Raw genomic sequence first — 22,802 nt, 5'->3', positions numbered from 1 at the left:
ACCGAGATGGGTGAACAATCCAAAACCATCGTGAAAGCCAGGGTGCTTGATGACGGCGGGCTGAAGCCCGATGCGCCTGCGTCGCGCAAACCGCTCTGGATGGCCAACAAGGTAGTCCAGACGCCCGTTGCTGATCTGAAGCCTTACGCCAACAACAACCGGACACATACCGCCAAGAACATTGGCAAGCTGAAAGCCTCTGTCGCCCAGTTCGGCTTTGTCACTCCGATTCTCGTGGATGGTCAGGGTGTCATCATTGCGGGCCATGGCCGCCATGAGGCGGCAAAGTCGCTTGGCCTCAAAACGGTGCCTGCAGTGGTGGCCGACCATCTGTCCGAGGCCGAGTTGCGGGCGCTGCGCATTGCCGACAACAAGCTGGCGGAACTGTCGGAGTGGAACGAAGCGGCCCTGCAGATTGAGTTTGCTGAGCTGATGGACTTGAGCCTCGATGGCGCGCTGGAGTTCGGCCTCGACATCACCGGTTTCGAGGTGCCGGAGATCGACATCATCATTGACGGGGCAGGGGCGTCCGAGTCCGCCCCGCCGGAAACCGTCGTGTCCCCCGATCCGGCGAAGCTGCCTGTGACACAGTCCGGTGATCTCTGGATCCTCGGAGACCACCGCATTCTTTGTGGCAATTCCCTCGACGCAGACAGCTACACCCGAGTGCTGGGCGGCGAGGCCGCGCGCATGGTGTTCACCGATCCGCCCTACAATGTCCGGGTGCAGGGCCACGTGCGTTCCGGCAACGGCGGTGATCACCGCGAGTTCGCCATGGCCTCGGGCGAGATGTCGGATGCTGAATTCCGGGCCTTTCTGGATAAGACCCTGACGCATCTTGTGGCAAACCTGTCCATGGGCGGCATTGCCATGATCTGCATGGACTGGCGCCACATCGATGCGTTGATCGCGGTTGGTAAGGCCTGCGGGCTCGAGCTTAACAACCTCTGCGTCTGGAACAAGACCAATGGCGGGATGGGCAGCCTCTACCGCTCCAAGCACGAATTGATCTGCATCTTCAAGAAGCCCGGTGCGGCGCACATCAACAATGTCGAGCTGGGCAAGCACGGCCGCAACCGCACCAATGTCTGGGACTATGCCGGTGTGAACAGCTTCGGTAAAACCCGTGATGCGGATCTCGCGGATCACCCGACCGTCAAGCCGACGGCTCTGGTGGCAGACGCCATCATGGACATCACTCACCGCGGCGATACCGTGCTTGATGCCTTTGGCGGCTCCGGGGCCACCTTGCTGGCCGCCGAGAAAACCGGCCGCAAGGCGCGTCTGATCGAATTGGACCCCCTTTATGTCGATGTTTCCATCCGCCGCTGGCAAGAGATGACCGGCCTGAAGGCGGTGCATGCGGCTTCCGAAGAAGCCTTCGACAAGCGAGCGGCGGCCTTGGCCGCTGCCGAGGAGAAGGAGGCGGAGCATGTCTGATTTGGAGAGCGAATACGAGGTCGGCTACGGCAAACCGCCGAAACGCACGCAGTTCAAAAAGGGCCAGTCGGGCAATCCGAAAGGGCGCCCCAAGGGAGCCAAGGGCTTCAACGCCAGCTTGAAACGGGAAATGGAAAGAGAGGTGACCATCCGGGAGGGCGGTCGCGAAGTGAAGGTCTCCAAGGCGGAGGCGGCCGCTAAGCGCTTTCTCGCCAAAGCCCTGAATGGCGACATGGGAGCGTTGAAAACACTGATGCAGTTCGATGCGGACCTGCAGGCAAAGGTGGAGAAGGAGGCGGATCAGGCCGCGCAGGTCACTGCCCCTGACCAGACCGACGAGGATGTGCTGGCGCATTTTGCTATGCAAATCCGCGAAGGCGGTTTTGATCCCGGTGGCGAGAGCGAACCGGGCCACGTCGGTGACGAGGAGGTAGATCCATGACCCTGCACGATCCTCAACTGGCGCTGCGGACGACTTCTGCCCTCTATCGCACCAACTTCTTTGCGTTTGTCTGGAAAACCTTTGGCACCCTGCATCCGGGTAAGGAGTGTACATTTGTGCCCGCCTGGCATGTCGAAGCGATGTGTCACGAGCTGGACAATATCCGTTCCGGCGAGAACACGCGCCTGATCATCAACGTGCCGCCCCGCCATCTCAAGTCGGTCACGGTGGCGGTGGCGTTTGTGGCCTATCTGTTGGGTCATTACCCGAACGCCAAGATCATCGTGGCCAGCTATGGCCTGGACCTCGCCCGCTTGCATTCCGAGGCAACCCGCAAGGTGATGACCTCCGCCTGGTACCAGAGACTGTTTCCCCGAACGCGTCTGGCAAAGAAAGGCAACACCCAGGACGAGATTAAGACCACCGAAGGGGGCGGCCGCAAGGCCGTTTCCATCGGTGGTGCCGTGACCGGGCATGGGGCTGACTACATCATCATCGATGACCTGATGAAGGCGGCGGACGCCAACTCCGAGGCCGAGTTGACACGGGCGCAGGAGTTTATCGAAGGTTCCCTCTTGTCCCGGTTTGACAACCCGTCCGAGGGCCGGGTGGTGATGATTGCCCAGCGTTTGCATGAGGTGGATCCTGCAGGCTACCTGCTCGACAAGGGCACCTATCGCCATCTGAACCTGCCTGCCATCGCCGAGGAGGAAGCCCGGATCCCAATCGGCCAGGGACGGGTTCATAACCGCCGGACAGGCGATGTCCTGTTTCCAGAGAATGTTGACCGGGAAACCCTGGACCGGATGCGCAAGGAGATGGGTGCGGCCACGTTCAACTGCCAGTACCAGCAGAACCCGATTGCCCCGGATGGGTCAGTATTACGTTGGGAATGGTTCGGTACCTATGATGAGGTATTGCCGCGCACCTCCTACCAGATGATCGTTCAGAGCTGGGACACCGGTATGTCGGCCGATCCGCGGTCTGACTTCTCGGTGTGCACCACCTGGGGTTTTTACGGCAACAAATGGCACTTGTTGGATGTCTACCGCGGCCAGCTCGACTTTCCTGATCTCGAAGCAAAGGCCAAGGGCCTTGTCCAGAAGTGGGATCCGGAACGTGTCCTGATCGAAGATGCCGCAAGTGGCAAACCCCTCCTGCAGACACTGAACAATGACGACCGCGGCCGCTACCGGTCCATCAAGCCGGACAAGGACAAGGAAATCCGCTTCAACGCCGCTTGCTCTCCGGTCGAGGCCCGCAAGGTTCTTCTGCCTCGCGAGGCCTCCTGGCTCCCGGCTTTCAAGCGCGAGTTGCAGGGCTTTCCACGTGGCCGCAACGACGACCAGGTCGACAGCTTCAGCCAATTCTTGAACTGGTCGACCGGCAATGGCTTCTATCGAACTTTGGGACGGGAGCACCCGATCAACCAGGAACGCCGGGAACGGAGCCGGGTTCGGCAGAGGCGGCGGTAGGGGGTATGCATCAGGCTCATAACCTGAAGGTCGCAGGTTCAAATCCTGCTCCCGCAACCAAAAAATAAACGTAATATCAGTATGTTACGCCTCGCTCTTGCGAGGCTTTTTGCGTTTCTACCACCGGCACTGGAAGCACTGTGGAAGCAGCAGGACGTAAAACGCGCTGTGGCGGATGGGCAACTGAGCACATTCTGTCAGACTGCAAAGAGAGGGTGGTTGAACGCGACAAATTGATCGTCACACGGTAGGGCGGATTGAAATTAGCCCAAGCCCCACTGCCACTGCCTAGAAACTGAAACATCCCTACCTCTTTGAGAGATTTTCCCAGGGCGCATGTTAGCCTATCGGTTGTACTTTCCAAGTCGTGAATACTGCAGTCTGCCGTTCGGGTTTTTCTTCTTACAGTAGGTCACCCTGCCGTTTCCTCATGCAGGGCGAGCAACCCGTGGTTAACCAGTGTCATTTGTTGGGTTCAGCGGGTTGCTCATCTCCCTACTTGGACTGCTCCGTTTATTGAGCTAATGCCTCCGCATCCCAAACTTTCCAGGGCGGGACAGAGCGGCCCGCAGCGCCCACCCCATCTGAGCGCACATCTCGCGGGCCGCTCGCTCCTTAAATGGATTTTGCTTCGAGCTTAGCGATGCGCGAAATGCAGTCTTGAAGTTTTGGGCTCTTCCAATGCATGGCAGAGGAGCTGTCCCAAGAGTTTTCGGCCTGCTGGCACCATCGCTCGACATAGAGACAGATCTCCAGAGCCTCGCTGTGGTGCTGTCAAAGTAATCCGGCTTGAGGAGGGGATGGCGGTTTTGTAGCGTCAGCCCATGACAAAACGATCGCTATTTCGCTACTTCAAAACCAGCCCAGAGATCATCCGCCTGGCGGTGATGTTGTAAATCCGGTTTCCGCTTTCGTTGCGGAACGTCGAGGATCTTCTCAACGAGCGCGGCATCGATGTTAGCCACGAAACCGTTCGATTTTGGTGGCATCGGTTCGGCGCAACGTTTGCGTCTGAAATCCGAAAACGGCGCGTGGCGGGGATGAAGTCGAGCCAGTGGCGCTGGCATCTCGACGAGATGTTCGTGAAGATCAACGGGGAACGTCACTATCTGTGGCGGGCCATTGATCACGAAGGTGAGGTCTTGGAGAGCTTTGTCACCAAGACCAGAGACAAGAAGGCGGCTTTGAAATTCTTAAGGAAAGCAATGAGGAAGCACGGTCGTCCCGAAGTAATCGTGACGGACCGGCTCAGATCCTACGGCGCCGCGCTAAAGGAAATCGGTGCTGGCCATCGTCAGGAAACTGGCCGCTGGTTGAACAACCGCGCTGAGAATTCGCACCTTCCTTTCCGACGACGAGAACGGGCGATGCTTCGTTTCCGGAGGATGCGAAGTTTGCAAAAATTCGCCGCCGTCCACGCCTCGATCTACAACCATTTCAATTCGGAGCGCAGCCTCACTTCCCGGGCCAACTTTAAGCAAAATCGCGCCGCTGCTCTCGCTGAGTGGCGCGGTCTCTGCGCCGAATAAGGGGCAGCCATCCTGCCCTTGGTGAGACGGGTTCGCATTTGTCTGCCGGCACCGGCCGCGGCGCTTGCCCGCTCCAACAGCCGCGCCTCTACGGCGCAATGTTCTGGTTGTTGCGGAACAGGTTGTCCGGGTCGTAGCGGCGTTTGATCTCCAGCAGGCGTTCGTAGTTGCAGCCTAAGTTTTCCCGCACGCGGTCGCTGTCGTCATTGTCCATGAAGTTGATGTATCCGCCCGGTTCCGAGTATTGCGCCACCTCGTCGGAGTAATCGCGCACCCACTTCTTATGTGCCGCGTCGTGCGCCGGATCCTCCGACGCTGCCAGAATAACCATCGAGAAGTTCGCATCCCGGTGTCCGAAAGCCGTAGCGCCGGCATCGACCTCCTGGCAGGCCCCGTTGATCGGATAGAGATGCATCGTCGAGCTGACGGTCGGCGCATTCGGGCCGTGCTGAACGTGGGCGGCAATCGCCTCGTCGGTCAGTTCCTTCACGAAATTCCCCTTCCAGTATTGCCGGATGCCCAGCGGGAACAGCCCGTCAAAGGCCGCGTTGATGGCGGGGTAAGGAACGGGTCCGACCATCTCGGCCTTTACCTCAGCGACATCGTGGAAAGCCTTGAACTGCCGCTCGCCCTGGGCGGGGTCACCGGACCAACAGGCAACGATAGCGCAGAACATATCTCCGTGCCGGTCTTCGGGGATGAAGGGCAACGGCGGCGCGATCTGAAAGGCCGGGAAGGCGCCCATCTCGCGGGGGGCGTCCTTGATGTAGTCGCGGTAGAATTTGAAGATCGTTTCGGTTTCTTCGATCTCGTAGAACATCGGGCCCCAGTAAACCGTATCCACTGGCTGAAGCTGATACTCGAACGAGGTGACGACACCGAAGTTCCCGCCGCCCCCTCGGATCGCCCAGAAAACATCGGCATTCTCGCTTTCGTTCGCAATGAGCATGTTGCCATCGGCGGTCACGATATCTGCTGAAATCAGGTTGTCGAGCGACAGACCGTGCCCGCGTGACAGATAGCCGATGCCACCGCCAAGCGTCAGCCCGGCGATCCCGGTGGTGGAGATCACACCGCCAGTGGTCGCGAGGCCGAAGGCATGTGTAGCCGTATTGAAATCGCCCCAGGTCGTGCCGCCCTCAGCCCTGGCGGTCCTGGCGTTAGGGTCGACGCGAACACCGCGCATCTTCGACAGATCCAAAACGACTCCGCCATCATTTGTGCCGAAACCGGGTCCGCTATGGCCACCGCCGCGAACCGACAGGGCGTGACCGTTGTCGCGGGCGAAATTGACGGTCGTCATAACGTCGCCGGCATTCATCGCCCGCACGATAACGGCGGGCCTCTTGTCGATCATACCGTTGTGAACCTTGCGCGCCTCTTCATAGTCGGCGTCGCTTTCGACGATCACGTCTCCGCGGATCAGGTCACCGAGTTCGCTTGGAGTTTTCGCAGACATAGTTCCCTCCCTGAATGACCTGCGTTTTGGGTTCGCAGGCTAGTTTCGGAGGCGACCAGCGGCATCACAGGCTAAGAAAATGAGCAGCAGGCAGCCAAAGCACCGGTCGGCTCAAGATTCTCTGATCAGCTTGAATGATAGCACAGGCGTGGCAAATGACGAATTACGCCCGTTCACTGAAAGCCATTGACGCTCTTCATTGGGGCCTGTGCCTTCAGATGGTCCGAGGCCGCGGGAGCTCGAAGCAGCCGGCACTGGGAAAGGACGCGCGCGAGTGTGAATGGTGCCGTGGCATCACGGCCAGCAAGATCCGCAGGGGGAAACATCCTGGCCCCGGCCGCACAGGTGACGCCGGCCTCACCCGACTTTTGCCCTAGCAATAGGCCATGCAGTCGTCAGGCAAATATTCCCGGATCGATCCGGTCCACGGGGGTTATCACATCGGCAGGAATGTTCAGGCGCTCCGCCGCCCTTCGCAGGCTTTCCTCGTCGGGGGCTTCGTACAGGCAGTATGTCTTGCGCTTATCTGCGCTGAGGAATGAAAAAATCCACTCGATACCGATTTCATCGTTTATCTCTTTTATGTGAATTCTGTCATCGTCGCTGACATTCAGCTGTTCGGCAAAATTTCTTTCGATAATGTACCTTGGCATAAGCTCCCCCTAAGCACTTTTTAGACTTTAACTGGTTAATCCTTCGAGCTTTGACTTGAGGGAAACCATACTCAAGTTCTGTGCCGTTGCCAACGCTTCCGCTTCCAGTTGAAACGCCAGCTCGGCACTGCTTGGGCCGCCCTTGCGCCTCAGTGCGGATGCATAAGCGGCCTTGCTGTGCGCAATCCACGGCGGAGATTTCATGCGCCTATCGATATCAATGGACTTTTGGAACATCTTCTCGGCCTTGTCCCAATCCCTCAGCAATGCTGCCAGACTGCCAAGGCGCCGTGCGGCCGCACCTGCGCAAACCGTGGTTGCTCCGGCGGTAATCGTCAGGTCCTCGTAAGGCGCGAGCAAGTTGTAGAGTGACCGGGCGTGCTCCAGGTGCTCAACCGCGACGCAGATTTCGGCAAGGTAGGACAATGTCGTTGTGTACATTGCGTCCGGCGGGAGATCGAAACCGTTTTCCGCGACTTCATTCAGGATACGCTCGGCCGCTTCCTTGTATCCCAACTCTGCAGCAATAAGGCCGAACCCCGGTTTCCAGGCCACGTCTTCGGGGCTTTCGGTCATCAGCCCCTTGATCACGGGGGCGACCTCATGCAGACGGTTTTGCTCGCGCCGGATCGTGAACATCTGAACGCCAAAGACACCCTCCACATGCCGCCCATGGGTCTTTCGGCCGACTTTCACCGCTTCGGTGGCATGCTGTTCAGCCTGTTCGAATTCCCCATCCATAATCGCGACCATGGCGCGCGCGTGTTTCTGGACCCAATACAGTTGCAGATGGTTGTCTTTCTTTGAAATCTCGGTCAGCAGGTCGAGAGAGTGATCCATCAATTGACGGTCTGCCATTTCAGCCCCGACAAACAAGCTGAGCGTCCGGTCCCGCCCCTGATCAATGCTGCCAAGCTTCTCTGCGACCCGGTGCATCGCATCCAGGTTTTCACGCCAATTGCGCGCCTCGCTTTCTTTTCTGGCGACAAATGGGGCTCCGAAATGCATCATCATGACGGAAAACTGAGATTTGTAGTCACCCAGTTTGGCGGCCAGTTCCATTGCCTGCCGGCCGTACCGTGAGCCTTCAGCAAACTGGCCGACGAACATGTGCGCGCGTGCAAGCTGGCTCATCAATCTGCACCGGCGAACTTCGTCTTTTTGCGGCAGATCCTTCAGCGCTTCACGGCAAAGCTCGATTGCCACGCCGTGCCGCTCGCCCGACATCATGCAAGAGTCCGCAAAGTGATGTGCTGCATCGGCAGCGAGTTCCACATTGCAGATACCCCGGGCTGCGTCGGAGGCTTCTTTCAGGATCGCGATCCCCTTTGGCAACTGGCCCAGGCTATCGTGGCTTCGTCCCACCAGGATCTTGCCCTTGATCTTCTCAATGCCGGTCTCGGATCCAAGTTTTTCTGCGGCTTTAAGCGTTTCCCCGGCGTTGGCCATTGCCTCCTGGCTTGCTGATCGGGCCAGCGCCATTTCAGTCGCAGACTGCCATTTCTCGAACGCTGCCCGCCAGTCTTCAGCTTCTGACAGGTGACGGGCGGCCAGCTCAGGCCGGCGTTCAATCTCCGCAGACCGCAATTGCATCAGGGCACGCGCCACGTCCGCATGCTGTTGTCTGCGGGTAGAGCCCAGCATGGACTGGTAGGCCGTATCGCGAATGAGAGCATGGCGGAAGACAAAGTGCCCGCGGTTATGCCCGCTTTCAAAAATCAACCCTGTTCGGGACAACTCTTCCAAATGAGCCTGAAGGTCGGCATTGGCAATGCCCATTGCCGCACAAAGTACATTCGGCTCGAATTCACGGCCGATGACAGAAGCAGTCAGCGCGACCTGTTTGGCGTCAGCCGAAACCGCGTCAAGGCGCGCCATCAACGTCCCCTTCAACGAAGACGGTATATGGACTTGCCCTTGCTCACCGGCCTCAACAATCGCCCGCGTAAGCTCCTCCACGAACAAAGGAATACCGTCCGTCTTCTCAATGATCGTGGCGATCAGCCCGCCGTCGGGCGTCTTCCCGGTGATATTGCGAACCAGGTTTGAAACATGGGTGGAATCAAAGCGGCGCAGCTGCAGAGTTTGAACATGCGCATCGCCATCGTCGCGTGCCAGTTCCCAGCCGGGTCTGTGGGTGATCAAGACCATCAAGGGCAGATCGGCGCAAATAGCTTTGAAGCGGTCCAAAAGCGCTTGCGTGGAAGGGTCGATCCAATGCGCGTCCTCGACACACAGAATGACCGGGCGCACACTTGACCGCACCTGCACAGTGTGGATCAAAGTTTGAATCGTGATGTCGCGCTGCTCCTGCGGCGACATGTCGAGCACCTTCCGGGCGAGGGCGCTTCGTGGCGCAACCAGCGCTGCAAAAACTGGCAGAACCTGTTCCCAATCCAGCCCTTTGCGGCCTTCCAGCATCTTCCTCACGTGTTCCAGGATTTGGTCATCATCAAAGCCGGGCTCTACGCCCGCGTCCTGAGAAATTCTGTGGGTGACCGGATGGAACGGGCTGCTGGAAAGATACGGGGAGCAGTTCAGTCTTATGACGTCGGCTTGGCCTGATGCGGTTGTTTCGGCGAGAAATTCTTCGGTTAGCCGCGACTTTCCGATTCCCGCCTCACCGGCCAGCAGAACAACCTCTCCATGGCCTTGCTGAGCTCTTTGCCATGAGTGCAGCAGGATCCCCTTTTCGAAATCCCGGCCAATCATGGCACTACCGCTGCCGTCTCCATGAGACGCACGAAACCGGCTTTCGGCACTGCGTTCGGATACCGCCTGAAGCAAGGTTCGCGGGTCTTCGAATCCTTTCAAGCTGACTCTTCCAAGAGGTGCAAACTCAAATATCCGATGCAAAGCTGCTTCGGTTTCTTCAGCTGTCAAAACAACCGTGCCGGGCTTGGCGTGCTCTTGGATCCGGGCCGCAAGATTGACGATCGGGCCAGTCATGGCCCCCTCTTCGTAGGTGTTTTTACCAATCGTGTCACCGACCACAACGTCACCACTCGCGATGCCCAACCTTGCCGATAGACGCTCACCGTCAGAGGTTTTAAGTTCCTTGACACGCCGGATAGATTCAAGGCCGGCTTTTACAGCTCGGATCGCGTGATCCTCATATGCGGTCGGCCAGCCGAAAAATACGAGGAGGCCATCGCCAAGGTACTTCGCAACGTATCCACCATACCTGCTCACGGCCCCTGCGACGGCATCCTGGTAATCTTGCAGAAGCCCCCGCATATCTTCAGGATCAAGTCGATTGGTCAGTTCTGTTGAGCCGACCAGATCAGCGAACAAAACTGTTAAGTGGCGCCGCTCAGCAATTCCCGCCGGGACAGTTCTTCTTGTTGCTGGCAGCTCACTTTGCGGAACTTCGGTGGCAGGCCCTCGACCGTTTTCATCGGTCGGCTGACCCGTCGTCTGGACGGATCGAGAGAAAGGCTGTTCTCTGGCCAGCTTCTGCACGGCTGTCAGAATTATTCTGCGATGGCCAAGGCTGACCCCAAGCTCTTGGAGGTCGTCATTGGTCAATAACGGCAGGACACGCGCATCGATATCATTATCAGCGAAAGCATCAGCGTACTGACCGAGCCCGAGATCGTTCAACCATTTGTCTATCTCGATTGTCATGAATGGATCATGCGGAGATACCGGAAGCTAATCAAGGAAACACTAGGCTCAGGACCCATTGATTTCCTTCTGTCAGCGTGATTCAGGGTTCGAAAAACGAGCGGTGAGCATGTCTGATCTCTTCTGGCTTACGGACGCGCAGATGGCGCGCTTAGAGCCCTATTTCCCGAAATCCCACGGCAAGCCGCGTGTCGATGACCGCCGCGTGTTGAGTGGGATTATCTTCATCAATCGTAATGGGTTGCGATGGCGCGACGCTCCTGCTGAATACGGCCCCCACAAGACGTTGTATAATCGGTGGAAGCGGTGGAGCGACAAAGGCATCTTCGCACAGATGATGGCTGGATTGGCTGCCGGGCATGGCGAAGAGAAGACCGTGATGATCGACGCGACCTACCTCAAGGCGCACCGGACAGCGACCAGCATGGGCGTGAAAAAGGGGGGCGCGGTCGCCTGATTGGCCGGACTAAGGGTGGCATGAACACGAAGCTGCACGCGATCTGCGACAGCCATGGCCGACCACTCAGCTTGTTCGTCACTGCCGGGCAGGTCAGCGACTACATAGGCGCGCGGGCTCTGCTCAGCACCCTTCCGGATGTCGAGTGGCTTCTCGGGGACCGCGGCTACGACGCTGACTGGTTCAGAGAGGCGTTGAAAGACAAAGGGATACGCGCCTGTATCCCTGGCCGGAAGCAGCGCAAGATAACCGTGCGATACGACAAGCGGCGCTACAAACGCCGAAACCGCATCGAGATCATGTTTGGCAGGCTGAAGGATTGGCGACGTGTCGCCACTCGATACGACAGGTGCCCAAAGGTCTTCCTCTCAGCCGTAGCTCTCGCCGCTCTTGTCATCTACTGGTTATGAGATGCTGTAACGGGGCCTGCGTTCCACACTGCCCGTTACCGCTTGCATGCTGACAGGTCAGCTGCCGACGCTCCCGTATAGGATCCACATGGAGGACTACGGGATGAGACTGTTTGTCGGACTGGACGTGTCATTGGCCAAGACCGCAATCTGCGTGATCAGCGAGCATGGCAAGATCATCAAAGAGGCAGAAGCTGAGAGCGAACCCGAGGTTCTGACGCGCTGGCTGGACGATCTGGACGGCAGCATTGCTGCGATTGGCCTGGAGGCTGGGCCACTGTCGCAATGGCTGCACCGAGGGCTTACCGACGCTGGCCTCGACGCTGTGCTCATGGAAACGCGCCAGGTGAAAGGCGCGCTGACGGCCATGCCGATCAAGACGGACCGCCGGGATGCCGAGGGGATTGCGCGCCTGCTTCACCTCGGCTGGTTTCGTCCGGTCCACTGCAAATCAGTTTCGGCACAGGAGGTCCGCGCTGTTCTCGGCGCCCGGAAAGCCATTCAACATGGCATGATCGCCTTGGAAATGTCGTTGCGCGGGCTGCTGAGGAACTTTGGCCTTAAGGTCGGCGCAATTTCTCGCGGCAGGTTTGAAAGCCGCGTTCGGGAACTGGCAGACGGCAACCCCATGCTGGAAACCGCGGCAGGGCCGATGCTGCGCGCCAGAGCGTCCCTGCGCAGGGAGCTCGCCACCCTCGAAAAGCAAGTTCGCCAGCTCGCCCAGGATGATCCTGTCTGCCACCGCCTGATGACGATGCCTGGGATTGGGGCTGTCGTGGCGCTCACCTTCTGCTCCGCAGTGGACGATCCGGCGCGCTTCTCCTCTTCGAAGAGAGTTGGTCCATGGGCCGGTCTGACTCCTTCGCGCAACCAATCCGGCGAACGTGATGTATCGGGCGGCATCACCAAGGCGGGGGATGCCAATCTCAGGCGAGCGCTGTGCCAGGCCGCAACGGTCATGATGAACAGGGGCAGATCGACATGGCTGAGAACATGGGGAGCCCAGCTCGCACAACGCCGTGGACGCAAGTGCGCGATGGTTGCCTTGGCTCGCCGTATTGCGGTGATACTCCATCGGATCTGGGTCGATGGCACAGAATTCCAGCCGGATACCGCGCCGAACATGGCCTGACCGAATGCTCCTCCACTCTCTGCCTGCTTGATCGCAGGCCTTCGAGGTCCCGCAGGGACGTGGTTCCGATGATGCCGTGGTCTGGACTGTCGCTGACACATGTTAAGCACGCCAATGAGATGGGTACATCGGAATTGCATCGAACCAGCATCATGTTGGCAGCCAGCGCGCTGACCACGGACCGAAGCATGTACCCGAAAGACCTCAACCGAAAGCCGCAGCAAAAAGCAGGAAGGGCTAGAATAGAACCGACGGAACCGCTTTGGCGGATCAATTTGCCTGCCTAAAACCGCTTGACTGGGACGGCCTCGTTACCGAAGTCCAGACCCTAGGCAGATGGTTCTGCCCCTGAAAACTGTACCGGTTTGTTTGAGAAATTTCCGGCTAAGATAGGCCATTCGGGTAAGAACCAGCCAAGTGTTTCGCGGTGTCGGGTTTTGCCAGGTCAATATGTGCGGATATTGAACTCTGATGATGTAACCGCCCCCAACGGCATCGATGTGCCAAGGTGAAATCGAAGAAACCAGTTTGGGGGCGCCGATCTAGTTGGTACATCTACTCAACGTTAACTGAAAACAGCTGAACATCACGCGTTATGCCCTTTACGTGAACCTGTTCAAAGGCAGTGCATTCAAACCGACCTTTCACAAGTGCGTGCGTTTCGCCCGTTATTGTCACCTCGTCCGGCTTACCAAATTTCTCGACAAAGGCAGTTATATTCACATCAAGACCGACGATTGTGTAGGCCATACGCTCCTTGGAACCGAAGTTCCCGACATTGCACGTGCCGGAGTGGATGCCCATGCGCATGTGTAATGGCTGCGGATGCCCCATGTTCCGCCACTTTTTCCGCAGACTACTCATTCGCTGCTGCATCTCGATTGCCATCAGCACACAGGAAACCGCGTCCTGACGCACGCCTTTGCTTATTGGATCGCCGAAGAACATAATGACTGCGTCGCCCACATACTTGTCCAGTGTCGCGCCGTAGCGCTGCCCAATGGCAGACATTTCTGAAAAAAAATCGTTGAGGATGAAGGTAAGTTCATCCGGATGCATTTCATTGGATAATCGAGTGAAATCGACGATGTCTCCAAAGAAAATCGTTAGCGGTTTTCGCCTCGCGCCAATTGAGCGCCGGTTGTGCCCAGACATAACGGCATCCCAAACCTGGCGGGGTAGATACCTTGCCAGCGTCTTTGAAACCAGTTCCAGTTTTCTGTTTTTCGCCCTCAGAGAGCCCGCCAGCCGCTCCAGTTCATGTTTGCCGAGCAGGCGCATCCGGTCGACTACGGACGCAACGGCAGTCAAGCTGAGCAGAAAAAACAGCAGGACTCTTGGCAGCCAGAGATCAGAGGCGGTGGGCCATCCTGGCGGAGCCATGATGACTACTTCCCATTGCTGGTCCGCTACCTGAATCATTTCAGACACGAATGATGTGGATACTTTGTCGGTAGAAACGGGAGGAGACTCGTGAGAGGGCTGATGCGCAAATATGAGTTGTTTGCCTTTGCCTGCTAAATTTGCGTAGACATAGATCCCCCCGAACTCAGAGCTCTCCATCCACGGGTGGATGGCGGCGCCGATCAGTTTGGGGATCTGCAGAACCGCAAGAACAAATCCTTCAAGGCGGTCTTCTGACCATTCTGATACCCAGGGGTACCGGCTATGCCGAACAACGGGTGCTGCAACCAGAACCCCATACTCATTGCTTGAGCTTTGCACGAGAATGATAGGTTCGGAAACCGCCATCTGGCCAGCTTGCCGGGCACGCGCTAAAGCGAGCGACCTTGTTTCTTCCGACATCACATCAAAGCCAAGTGCAGCTTCATTACCCCTAAGAGGCTCTACGTAGTAGACAGGAAAGTACTCTGAGCGGGAGGCCGCGGGCACCATTTTTCCATCCCCTCTTTTCTCGGTTATTTGAAAATTAGGTTGGCCGTCCTGGCGGCCTGCCAGCTCAAATATACTGCGTTCTTTGTCTTCTACCCTCGGAAGCCACTCCAAGGCCTGCACGCCTTTGTGCCATGACAGAATTGACGACGAGAAGACTTTGAACTCCTGCCTCGTCACAAACTCAGAGCTTTCATAAAAGGCGGCAAGCGACTGAACCGTTGCCAGATTTGTCTGTATCAGGTTGTTGACTTGCAAAATCGGCTGGTTCGCAGCCACTTCAAACTTAGCGACTAAACGTTGCCGTTCCGCGTTGTGCGCGTAAACAAAAATGACCAGGGAAACGCAAATACCCAAGAAGGCGAGCACAGTGACACGCAGCCATGTTCCCAGGATTGGCCGCATTCTTTCCGTTATAGAGTTCGGACACTTCATAGAGAACGCCCTCGCTGCATTACATAGTTTGCTTGTTCCGCTGCACCTTTCTTCGGCAGCTGCTTCTCTCTGCGCGGCTGACCGCAGAACTGGGATAGCGCATTTTCGGCATCAAATACGGTCAAGACTCGATGCCAGCAATTTGGGGTAGCCTAGGTAAGGAACCTCTGGTCAAGTGAGCAGTCGCTGCTACAGGGCAGATAGTTCAAGTGGTCACTAAGTCCTGCTCTGCCGTCCTTCATGCAGCTTACGGATAAGGTCCGGTTTAAACATGACTGGTACCTCGAAACTCTGGCCAACGGCTTCCTCAAGCCGACAATTCCTGGCGCTGTTTCGTAACCGCCCCGCCAAGGACACTATCGCTGGGCAAAATCGGCAGCCCCCCCGGGCGCTATTCCGATCTGATCAGCGTTTTCAGGTACTCCCGTGTTTCGTTGTCCCATGAACTGGGGTTTTCGCCATGAGCGATAACTGCATGCAGTTCCATGAGCTTCCAAACTTCGTCCTCCGTTGCAGCTACAACCTTGCCCGGGCAGGCCTCCATGCCTTCACAATCCTTGCAGGCGTAAGAATATGCGGTACTCATGGTGCGCTCCTTTGCTGTTTTCGGACTGAAACGGCTCAAAACTCTTGAAATTCTGGAAGCCCGTCGTTCAGCTTGATCCAAGGTTGCCGGTGGGAAACAAAGACATGCGCTTTGGGCCGGGCGATGGACGGGTCGTCAAGCGTGGTTGCTGAGAACCATGCATCCGCACTCCAATCTTGGCCATCGACTTCGCTCATCGCAGCATAAGTTAGAGTGGTGCCGCAATCCCCGCAGAAACCGCGGACAATTCCCGGCGATTTTTCAATCGTCTTAATCCCACCCTTGGTCACTGCGAAATCTTCTTTCGCCACTTTGGCCCATGTGACAAAGGCGCCTCCGAGAGCCTTTTGGCAGGAACGGCAATGGCAGTGCCCGGACCATAGGGGCGCTCCAGTGATCTGATACCGGACCGCACCGCAGTAGCAACCACCATTAAATTTTTCCATCACATTCAAATCTCCAATTCACTCAGTGCCGGACAACCCCTTTGCACCTTAGGCGATGTTTGCATCACATTGATTGGCAATCACCCCACCATCATTGTCATACAGTGCGAATCATGCGACTCATTAATTCTAGTGCCGCATTAGAAATTCTATCCTATGGATTGGATGAAGCTTCCCCCTCTGAATAGTCTTCGTGCCTTTTCGGCGGTGGCCGAAGCAGGAAGCTACACCTTGGCAGCGTCACGGTTGAACGTGACGCAGGCTGCTGTCAGTCAGCAGGTGAAGGCGCTCGAAAAGCACCTCGGTGTCGCTCTAGTTGCAAGAGTTGGAAGGGGCATCGAGTTGACCGATGGGGGCGCCCGCCTGGCCCGCGAATTGGGAATTGGCTTCGAGATCATTGGCAGGGGCGTCGAGCGGATGTCTGAAGACGCAGCCCGGCGCCCTGTACAAGTCACTATGTCGCCCGCCTTTGCAGTAGAATGGCTGTTGCCGAGGATTGCCGAGTTTCAAAGGGAACATCCGGAGATAACACTGATGCTCAACCCCACTTCTGAAGTGATGGAGCTACGGTCTGGCGGCATTGACGTTGCCATTCGCTATCACGACCGCCGCCAGCCGAGGAAAGGTGAAGAAACCGTGTTGGTCTCAGATATGATTGTTGTTGGTGCACCTTCCCTCGTCGGCGGCAGAGACCTGAACGATCCAGCATCTTTAGCTGAGCTGCCCTGGCTACAGGAATTGGGGACCAATGAAGCGGCGGACTGGTTCACATATCATGGTCTCATCCCAAAGAATCCTTTGGCAGTGAACCACATGCCGGGAAACCTGATCATGGCTGCAGTCCGGAGAGGTGACGGAATTACCTACACTGCAAGAGCGTTCTTTCAAGAAGATCTGGAAAGCGGAAAGGTCATCGAGTTGTTTTCGGATCAGCTTTTCGGCCTGTACTGTATTAAGACCCCCCCGGGCCACCAACGGCCTGAAGCCAAAACCTTTGTAGAATGGCTCAAATCGAAAGCGCAAACTGTTTCAGTACATGTTGAAGGCAGTTCAAAGGATCCGGAACCAGGGTAGCGTCACTCACTTTGGCCCATCCCTGGCACTCTCTGACAGCCAAGCCATCTGGTGTTGTAATTGCGCGTCGGATCAACTGATCCGGTACTGTCAAAGGAACTTGGGTTGAAGGGGGGGAGGGAACTGCCCCAGCGTCTGATCAGGGCCAAAGGATCGCCCTTCAAGTACTTCAAGACGAGTCCTGAAATCATCCGCCTTGCGGTGATGCTGCAGGTCCGGTTTACCGAAGTCCTGAGCCTTCTGTATCTCGGCATTGCTAGGCGCCAAATGCGACCGCCTTCCGTGGAATCAATTCCCGACATGTCAGAGGCTTTAGATCAATAGAGATTGCTTCCACTGAAGTTGTGGATAAGTCTGGGGCTAAAAAGGAGATAGGCGGTTTTTTGCCCTATAAACAAAGGTGGTAGTGTCGTTTGCCTAATAAATAGGCAGCTTTATAGCATCTTGTTTTAGAAGCATTTTTTTCTTACTGGTTACCGCGTAAGGAGTGTTGCAACTGCAGCATTTGTTGCGCGCTTGCAACGGGTCGGGCCAATGATCGCTCGGTTCAAAACTTTTAGAGCGCTCTAAGGGCCGCCGTCGTCAATTCGCTGGGTTTTTAAGGCGTAAGGCGACACCGTAATTCTATTCTGCAACGCTGGTTGCGTGCTCCCGCAACCAAAAATACCCATACAAAACAGATATTTGCATCCGCTCCATGAGCTTGATCTTCAGCTCTTTCATCAGCCCGGCATCGCCGAGCAGGTCTTCAGGGCGCTCCACGCCCTTCAGCAATTCGTCCAGGATTTCTTTCGAGATGCTCATTCATGCTTCCTTTCGGTGAAGCATGGACCGGATCAGTCATACACAGAAGACCGGACACTCTCCAATTAATCGAGCGCGGCTGCGCTTCGGGCGCGGTTCGGAGAAAGACGCAATGTAGCCCGATATGCATCCGCCGCCTCATCATGCCGGCCTAATTGCGCAAGCATATCGCCCAAGAGTTCGCGAGCCGGTAAAACGTGGCCGGGCGTCACCGGGCTCTTGCCAATATCGTCTTCAAGATCAGCCGCCGCGCGTTGGCGGGTAAGCGCAAGTTCTTCGTTGCCTTCTGCCAGTTCAATCCACGCTTCAACGGTCAGTATCTGGCCTTCTGTCAGCTTTGCCCAATAGCCTTGCCCGCGCCCCTCCATGGCAGCATGAAGAGCGTCAAGCTCCGCAACCGCGGCCCGTGCGGCAGCTACGTCGCCACTTCGCGCGACCCCCAGCCCTTTTGCGAACCAGCGCATGACAACCGTCTGCGGAAATTTCTCCCACGGAATGGCAGGATGCATGTCGGGCGGCAACGCTGCGGCTTCGGCCCATTTGTCTCTTTCAAGCAATAACCGCACCGGCGCGGCCGCCAGCGCATAAGCACTGCCAAAGCTGATCTGATGATTGTTTATCGCATTCATCTCATCAATAAGCCGTGCCGCCTCGTTAAACTCACCGAGCTGCAGATGCCCATAGACCATGTAGTCTATGGCGTGGACATAATGGGTCTGGATAAAATCTCCGGACTGTTCGAGTGCCGCCTCGGCTGAGCGGCGATTGAGATCAATCGACATGATGTGATTGCGGCGGCCGCTCTCCGGTGGCGAGCGAGGTCCAGTAGTCTGGCCTCATGGATATAAGCCGTGAGGAGAACGACCATGAAGTATTTTGCAGGTTTGGATGTTTCTTTGAAAGAGATTTCCATGTGTGTTGTCGATGACGATGGCAGCGTTGTCTTTCGGAAGAGCTTGCCCTTTTGTCCGCTAGCCGTACGGGATGCTTTGGAAGAGCAGAAGTTGATGCCTGAGAGGATCGTGCATGAAAGCGGCCAGATATCGATCTGGCTTCAGCGGCAACTTGAAGACTTGGGGCTACCCGCCATCTGTATCGATGCGCGGTCGGCCCACAAGGTGCTATCAGCAAAGCTTAACAAGTCTGATCGTTCCGACGCGGAAGGATTGGCGCAATTGGCCCGGATCGGCTGGTTTACTGCCGTTCACGTCCGCAGCGAAGACGCTGACCGCCTCCGGACAATCATTGGTGCCCGCGATCGTTTTGTGCGTCTCAGAATGGAGCTTGAGGCGCATGCGCGGGGGATCCTTAAGACATTCGGCATTCGCCTGACAGCAATCGGAAATGGGCGGCAAAGACAGCGCTTCAGAGATCAGCTATCAATTGCGCGGCAGTCCGACCCGGCGCTAGCCGTAATCATTGATCATGTTCTTCCCTCGCATGAAGCCATATGCGCAGCGGCGGCTGCGCTCGAGGTTGAGATTACTGCTATCGCCAAACGCCATGATCTGTCTCGTCGTTTGATGACGATCCCTGGGATCGGACCGGTTGTTGCGTTGAGCTTTCTGGCACTCATCGAGAACACCGAGCGGTTTCCAAGGACTGCAAATGTCGGAGCGTTCGTGGGCCTAACGCCGAGACGATATCAGTCCGGTGAGGTCGACTACTCTGGCCGAATATCCAAAAGAGGCGATGCCGCCATGCGTCGCCTGCTGTACGAAGCGGCCAGTACATTGATCAATCGTGTGAAGCGATATTCACCGTTGAAGTCTTGGGCTGTCCGCCTAGCGGCGAGGCGAGGCTTCAAAAAGGCCGCTGTCGCGACAGCCCGCAAACTGGCTGTACTCATGCTGACACTTTGGAAGACTGGCGAAGAATTCCATTGGACAAAGGAGGCCGCTACTTGAGCTAAAATCCCGCCGGAGCCGGTAGGAAGCAAAGTCCCTGTGGGACGGAAGGCAGATCGATCTCGTTCGAAAACATGGGGAGCAAGGAACCCCGCATTCGACATATGGAGACGGTCAGCCCCCGGAAGCCATTGTGAGGCGATAACAATCGACAATCGACCTCGGAGAGAACTATGCCCCACAGTGACAATGCGAACTTCCGTTGACATAGCCGCAATCAGAGAACTTTTCCCAGTCGCCAGTGCGTGTAAAGATATGAGCTGGCATGTGAAGCGCGTGCGGCGCGTTTGGAGCTGTTTTGTCATAAATCTCGGCATAAGGCCTTCCGCGCTCTTTGAGTGGTGGGTTGTCGTAGGCGTGAATGGCGTAGTGAATTACACCGGGATGGTCTGGTTCAGACTGATGCAGGGCATCCAGCGTATCCCCGACCCGCGCCTTAACCTCAATGCCTTCTGGCCCGCGCGGGGCGGTTGCCAGACGAGCCAGTGCAGCAAGCGCGGCGGCATCGATGTTGCCGGGATTCTGTTCGGCTGCCGTAACCTGCGCGTCAGCCCAGGCGTTGATCTGAGCACGGTAACCGTCGACATCGGATGCATAGAATGCCGCCGCCGCTGCGGCAAACGCTTCCTCAAGTGCGCTGTGCTGCGTCATTGAAGCGAGCTTCTTGGCCGCTGCCGAGCCCCTTTCCGTTTCTGCCTCGCTTGGGGTGCCGGGCCAAAGCGGATGGAAGTTCGACATGGCAATGCCCCATTGAGCCATGGCACAAGACGGATCGGCTTCAGCTGCCTGGTTGAAGGCCGCCTCCGCTTGAATGTACATCATGTTATGCAACAAGCTCAGCCCTTCGTTGAAGGTTTGGCTGGCTTTTTGATTGCAGTTTGTTGGAAAACTCGCCGCGGTTGCAACTGCAGGTACGGCCAAACACACCGTACCGAGAAAGGCAACAAGAGTGGCGCGGGTTTTGCGGTGCAAATGTTGCATTCTTCTTCTCCAATGTTACTCGTTAAACGAAACTGATTGAGCGTCCGGCTCGCCTGTATCATACACGAATCCGGCAGATTGTCCGTCATCAAATGAAGTGGTCCGATTGAACTGACGGCGTTTAGGACGGCCTGGCTCATCGATTTTGATCTTAAGCGGCGCGCCCGAGATTGAGCAAGCGTCGCTGTTTCAGTGTTCTTTCCTTGATGGTTCTCCTCTCCTTCAGAATGCCGTCGCTGCGACCGAAGTAGACATCGGCCGGTGCCAGATTGCCGAGGCTCTCGTGATTGGAGTGCCCCATCTGAATTGGCCCACCGTTATGTTTAGGTAACGGAGGACTGAGAATGGCGAACAAGCGACGCAAGCCTGAGGAAATAGTTCAGAAGCTGCGGCAGGTTGATGTGCTTGTCGGCCAGGGGATGCAGCGCGTGGATGCGATCCGCGAAGTGCGCATCACTGAGCAGACTTACTACCGCTGGCGCAAGCAGTATGGCGGGATGGGAACCGACCAACTGAAAGAACTCAAACGGCTTCAGAAGGAGAACGAACGGCTGCGAAAAGCCGTTTCGGACCTGACCTTGGACAAACTCATCCTGAAGGAGGCGGCCCGGGGAAACTTCTGAGCCCCGCCCGTCGGCGCGCCTGCATCGAGCTGATACGCAGCGAGATGAAAGTGTCGGAACGCCGGATCTGCCGGGTGCTGGGGCAGCATCGATCAACACAAAGGTATCAACCGCGAGGCCGGGAAGATGAAGACCGGCTCGTGGCGGACATGATTGAACTGGCCAGGCAATACGGCAGCTATGGCTACCGCCGGGTCGCAGTGCTGCTTAGGTGTTCAGTCCCGGCATCTGGTGGATCGGGTCCACCATGAATCTGTCTGGCTCTGAAGTCCAGATTTTACAGATGTATTCGTAAGGAGTGAGGCCGCTGAGGGTCTTCAGGCGACGCGCGTAATTGTAGGCATCGAGGAAGTCGGCCAAGTGGGCGCGGAGTTGATCGTGGCTGTCGTAGTGGTAACGCTTGACGGTCGCATCCTTGATGGTGCGGTTCATGCGCTCGACCTGGCCGTTGGTCCAAGGATGGTTCGGCTTGGTGAGACGGTGCTCAATCCCGTTGGCCTCGCAAATCATGTCGAACCGCATTGGTCGGGAATAGATGGTGTTCCGGTTCCGGGGTTGTTCGGCAAACTGGATACCGTTGTCAGTCAAGATTGTGTGGATACGGTAGGGCACCGCTTCAAGCAGGTGCTCCAAAAACTCCCAGGCGGTTTTCCTGCTTGCCTTGTCTACCAGTTGGGCCACGGCGAACTTGCTGGTTCGGTCAATGGCTACGAAGAGAAAGAGCTTGCCTTCGGCAGTCCGGAGTTCGGCGATGTCGATATGAAAATAGCCGATTGGATACCGCTTGAACTTCTGCCGTTTCGGCTTGTCCCCATCCATGTCCGGCAGGCGTGAAATGCCGTGCCGCTGCAAGCAGCGGTGCAACGAAGATCGTGTCAGATGAGGAATAGAGGGCTGCAAAGCATAGAGGCAATCATCAAGCGGCAGCAAAGTATGCCGCCGGAAGGCAACGATCGTTGCCTCTTCATCTTTGCTTAGAACAGTCGAGTTCGGCTCCTTTGGGCCTGTCTTTCTGTCCTCGACCGTTTGACGCTTTCGCCACTTGGCTACGGTCTTGACGTTGATGCCAAGCTCGCGGCTCAGCTCCGCGTTCGAAGCTTGCGATCGCTGTATTGTTGCTCGGATGGCGTGCGTTGTCGTGGCGCAGCCGTGACGTATCTGTCCCATAAAGCATCCTTCCATTCCATCGAATGGATCGCACCATCAAACCCTGGGATCAAACACCTAACTAGCGGCACGAAAAAGTGTAAAACTCTCGACTTGCTGCCAGTTGGAGTGAGGCCAAAGGCCGGTTTTGGCACCTTACTGACAAAAGGATTGCAATGTAGCATTGGCCAATTTGGGCTCATAGCCTTCATCCGATGGTTTTGATCAGGCATTGACGACCTGGAACCGGCACGAAGGTCGGCTCAGCGGACAAAGCCGCCCT

17 protein-coding genes and 3 pseudogenes are annotated in these 22,802 nt (G+C 56.8%); 10 read left to right on the top strand and 10 right to left on the bottom strand.

The window, feature by feature from the left end:
* Nucleotides 1-6: 6 nt before the first annotated feature.
* The 4 genes and pseudogenes from AB1A62_RS01945 to AB1A62_RS01930 all read left to right on the top strand — a co-directional run bounded on the left by AB1A62_RS01945 (nucleotide 7) and on the right by AB1A62_RS01930 (nucleotide 4,886).
* Nucleotides 7-1,440 (top strand): DNA methyltransferase, encoded by a 1,434-nt coding sequence (locus AB1A62_RS01945; protein ID WP_366659536.1) that lies wholly within the window; start codon nucleotides 7-9, stop codon nucleotides 1,438-1,440.
* Complete coding sequence (locus AB1A62_RS01940; protein ID WP_366659534.1) at nucleotides 1,433-1,882, top strand: DUF5681 domain-containing protein; 450 nt, start codon at nucleotides 1,433-1,435, stop codon at nucleotides 1,880-1,882. The genes AB1A62_RS01945 and AB1A62_RS01940 overlap by 8 nt, the downstream gene beginning before the upstream one ends.
* Nucleotides 1,879-3,357 (top strand): phage terminase large subunit, encoded by a 1,479-nt coding sequence (gene terL / locus AB1A62_RS01935; RefSeq protein WP_366659532.1) that lies wholly within the window; start codon nucleotides 1,879-1,881, stop codon nucleotides 3,355-3,357. The genes AB1A62_RS01940 and terL overlap by 4 nt, the downstream gene beginning before the upstream one ends.
* 824 nt (nucleotides 3,358-4,181) lie before the next feature.
* Nucleotides 4,182-4,886, top strand: a pseudogene (locus tag AB1A62_RS01930) (IS6 family transposase).
* An 88-nt stretch (nucleotides 4,887-4,974) separates the two neighbouring features.
* Here the strand turns inward: AB1A62_RS01930 and AB1A62_RS01925 are convergent.
* From AB1A62_RS01925 to AB1A62_RS01915, 3 genes are all read right to left on the bottom strand, one after another.
* Nucleotides 4,975-6,345 carry an FAD-binding oxidoreductase gene (locus AB1A62_RS01925; protein ID WP_366659530.1) on the bottom strand — a complete coding sequence of 457 codons (1,371 nt, stop codon included), beginning with the start codon at nucleotides 6,343-6,345 and terminating at the stop codon, nucleotides 4,975-4,977.
* Nucleotides 6,346-6,740: 395 nt separating this feature from the next.
* Nucleotides 6,741-6,998, bottom strand: coding sequence for a DUF4242 domain-containing protein (locus AB1A62_RS01920; RefSeq protein ID WP_366659528.1), 258 nt, complete (start codon nucleotides 6,996-6,998; stop codon nucleotides 6,741-6,743).
* Between the two features lie 27 nt (nucleotides 6,999-7,025).
* Entirely contained in the window at nucleotides 7,026-10,625 is a 3,600-nt protein-coding gene (locus AB1A62_RS01915) for an adenylate/guanylate cyclase domain-containing protein (protein ID WP_366659527.1), read from the bottom strand.
* Nucleotides 10,626-10,734: 109 nt separating this feature from the next.
* Between AB1A62_RS01915 and AB1A62_RS01910 the strand changes: the two genes are divergently transcribed.
* A protein-coding gene (locus tag AB1A62_RS01910; RefSeq protein ID WP_366659525.1) for an IS5 family transposase occupies nucleotides 10,735-11,492 on the top strand; the annotation gives its coding sequence in 2 pieces (ribosomal slippage) (nucleotides 10,735-11,056 and nucleotides 11,056-11,492; 759 coding nt in all).
* Nucleotides 11,493-11,595: 103 nt separating this feature from the next.
* Nucleotides 11,596-12,624, top strand: coding sequence for an IS110 family transposase (locus AB1A62_RS01905; RefSeq protein WP_366659991.1), 1,029 nt, complete (start codon nucleotides 11,596-11,598; stop codon nucleotides 12,622-12,624).
* A gap of 555 nt (nucleotides 12,625-13,179) precedes the next feature.
* On the opposite strand, the gene AB1A62_RS01900 is transcribed toward AB1A62_RS01905, so the two are convergent.
* The 3 genes from AB1A62_RS01900 to AB1A62_RS01890 all read right to left on the bottom strand — a co-directional run bounded on the left by AB1A62_RS01900 (nucleotide 13,180) and on the right by AB1A62_RS01890 (nucleotide 15,984).
* Nucleotides 13,180-14,922 carry a CHASE domain-containing protein gene (locus AB1A62_RS01900; RefSeq protein WP_366659523.1) on the bottom strand — a complete coding sequence of 581 codons (1,743 nt, stop codon included), beginning with the start codon at nucleotides 14,920-14,922 and terminating at the stop codon, nucleotides 13,180-13,182.
* A gap of 421 nt (nucleotides 14,923-15,343) precedes the next feature.
* Nucleotides 15,344-15,538, bottom strand: coding sequence for a DUF1059 domain-containing protein (locus AB1A62_RS01895; RefSeq protein ID WP_366659521.1), 195 nt, complete (start codon nucleotides 15,536-15,538; stop codon nucleotides 15,344-15,346).
* Between the two features lie 35 nt (nucleotides 15,539-15,573).
* Nucleotides 15,574-15,984 carry a GFA family protein gene (locus tag AB1A62_RS01890; RefSeq protein ID WP_366659990.1) on the bottom strand — a complete coding sequence of 137 codons (411 nt, stop codon included), beginning with the start codon at nucleotides 15,982-15,984 and terminating at the stop codon, nucleotides 15,574-15,576.
* 156 nt (nucleotides 15,985-16,140) lie between these two features.
* Between AB1A62_RS01890 and AB1A62_RS01885 the strand changes: the two genes are divergently transcribed.
* Nucleotides 16,141-17,058 (top strand): LysR family transcriptional regulator, encoded by a 918-nt coding sequence (locus AB1A62_RS01885; RefSeq protein ID WP_366659520.1) that lies wholly within the window; start codon nucleotides 16,141-16,143, stop codon nucleotides 17,056-17,058.
* 138 nt (nucleotides 17,059-17,196) lie between these two features.
* Nucleotides 17,197-17,280, top strand: a pseudogene (locus AB1A62_RS01880) (IS6 family transposase); the annotation flags it as partial.
* A 402-nt stretch (nucleotides 17,281-17,682) separates the two neighbouring features.
* Here the strand turns inward: AB1A62_RS01880 and AB1A62_RS01875 are convergent.
* Nucleotides 17,683-17,862, bottom strand: coding sequence for a hypothetical protein (locus tag AB1A62_RS01875; RefSeq protein ID WP_366659519.1), 180 nt, complete (start codon nucleotides 17,860-17,862; stop codon nucleotides 17,683-17,685).
* Nucleotides 17,863-17,927: 65 nt separating this feature from the next.
* Nucleotides 17,928-18,644 (bottom strand): hypothetical protein, encoded by a 717-nt coding sequence (locus AB1A62_RS01870; protein WP_366659517.1) that lies wholly within the window; start codon nucleotides 18,642-18,644, stop codon nucleotides 17,928-17,930.
* Between the two features lie 84 nt (nucleotides 18,645-18,728).
* On the opposite strand from AB1A62_RS01870, the gene AB1A62_RS01865 reads away from it, so the two are divergent.
* The gene (locus AB1A62_RS01865) at nucleotides 18,729-19,769 is read left to right on the top strand and encodes an IS110 family transposase (protein WP_366659516.1); all 1,041 of its coding nucleotides are present in this window, start codon (nucleotides 18,729-18,731) and stop codon (nucleotides 19,767-19,769) included.
* A gap of 171 nt (nucleotides 19,770-19,940) precedes the next feature.
* Here the strand turns inward: AB1A62_RS01865 and AB1A62_RS01860 are convergent, their stop codons facing one another.
* A complete protein-coding gene (locus AB1A62_RS01860; protein ID WP_366659515.1) occupies nucleotides 19,941-20,750 on the bottom strand; it encodes a hypothetical protein in 810 nt (269 codons plus the stop codon).
* A 344-nt stretch (nucleotides 20,751-21,094) separates the two neighbouring features.
* Here AB1A62_RS01860 and AB1A62_RS01855 point away from each other — a divergent pair.
* A pseudogene (locus AB1A62_RS01855) lies at nucleotides 21,095-21,585 on the top strand (transposase); the annotation flags it as partial.
* Here AB1A62_RS01855 and AB1A62_RS01850 read toward each other — a convergent pair.
* Nucleotides 21,581-22,540 (bottom strand): IS481 family transposase, encoded by a 960-nt coding sequence (locus AB1A62_RS01850; RefSeq protein ID WP_366659513.1) that lies wholly within the window; start codon nucleotides 22,538-22,540, stop codon nucleotides 21,581-21,583. The pseudogene AB1A62_RS01855 and the gene AB1A62_RS01850 overlap by 5 nt on opposite strands.
* Nucleotides 22,541-22,802 lie beyond the last annotated feature (262 nt).

Origin of the sequence: Leisingera sp. JC11 (assembly GCF_040704725.1) — a bacterium.
Classification (GTDB): Bacteria; Pseudomonadota; Alphaproteobacteria; order Rhodobacterales; family Rhodobacteraceae; genus Leisingera.
Note: the sequence above shows the minus strand (reverse complement) of the source record. Positions and strands in the feature narration are given on the sequence as shown.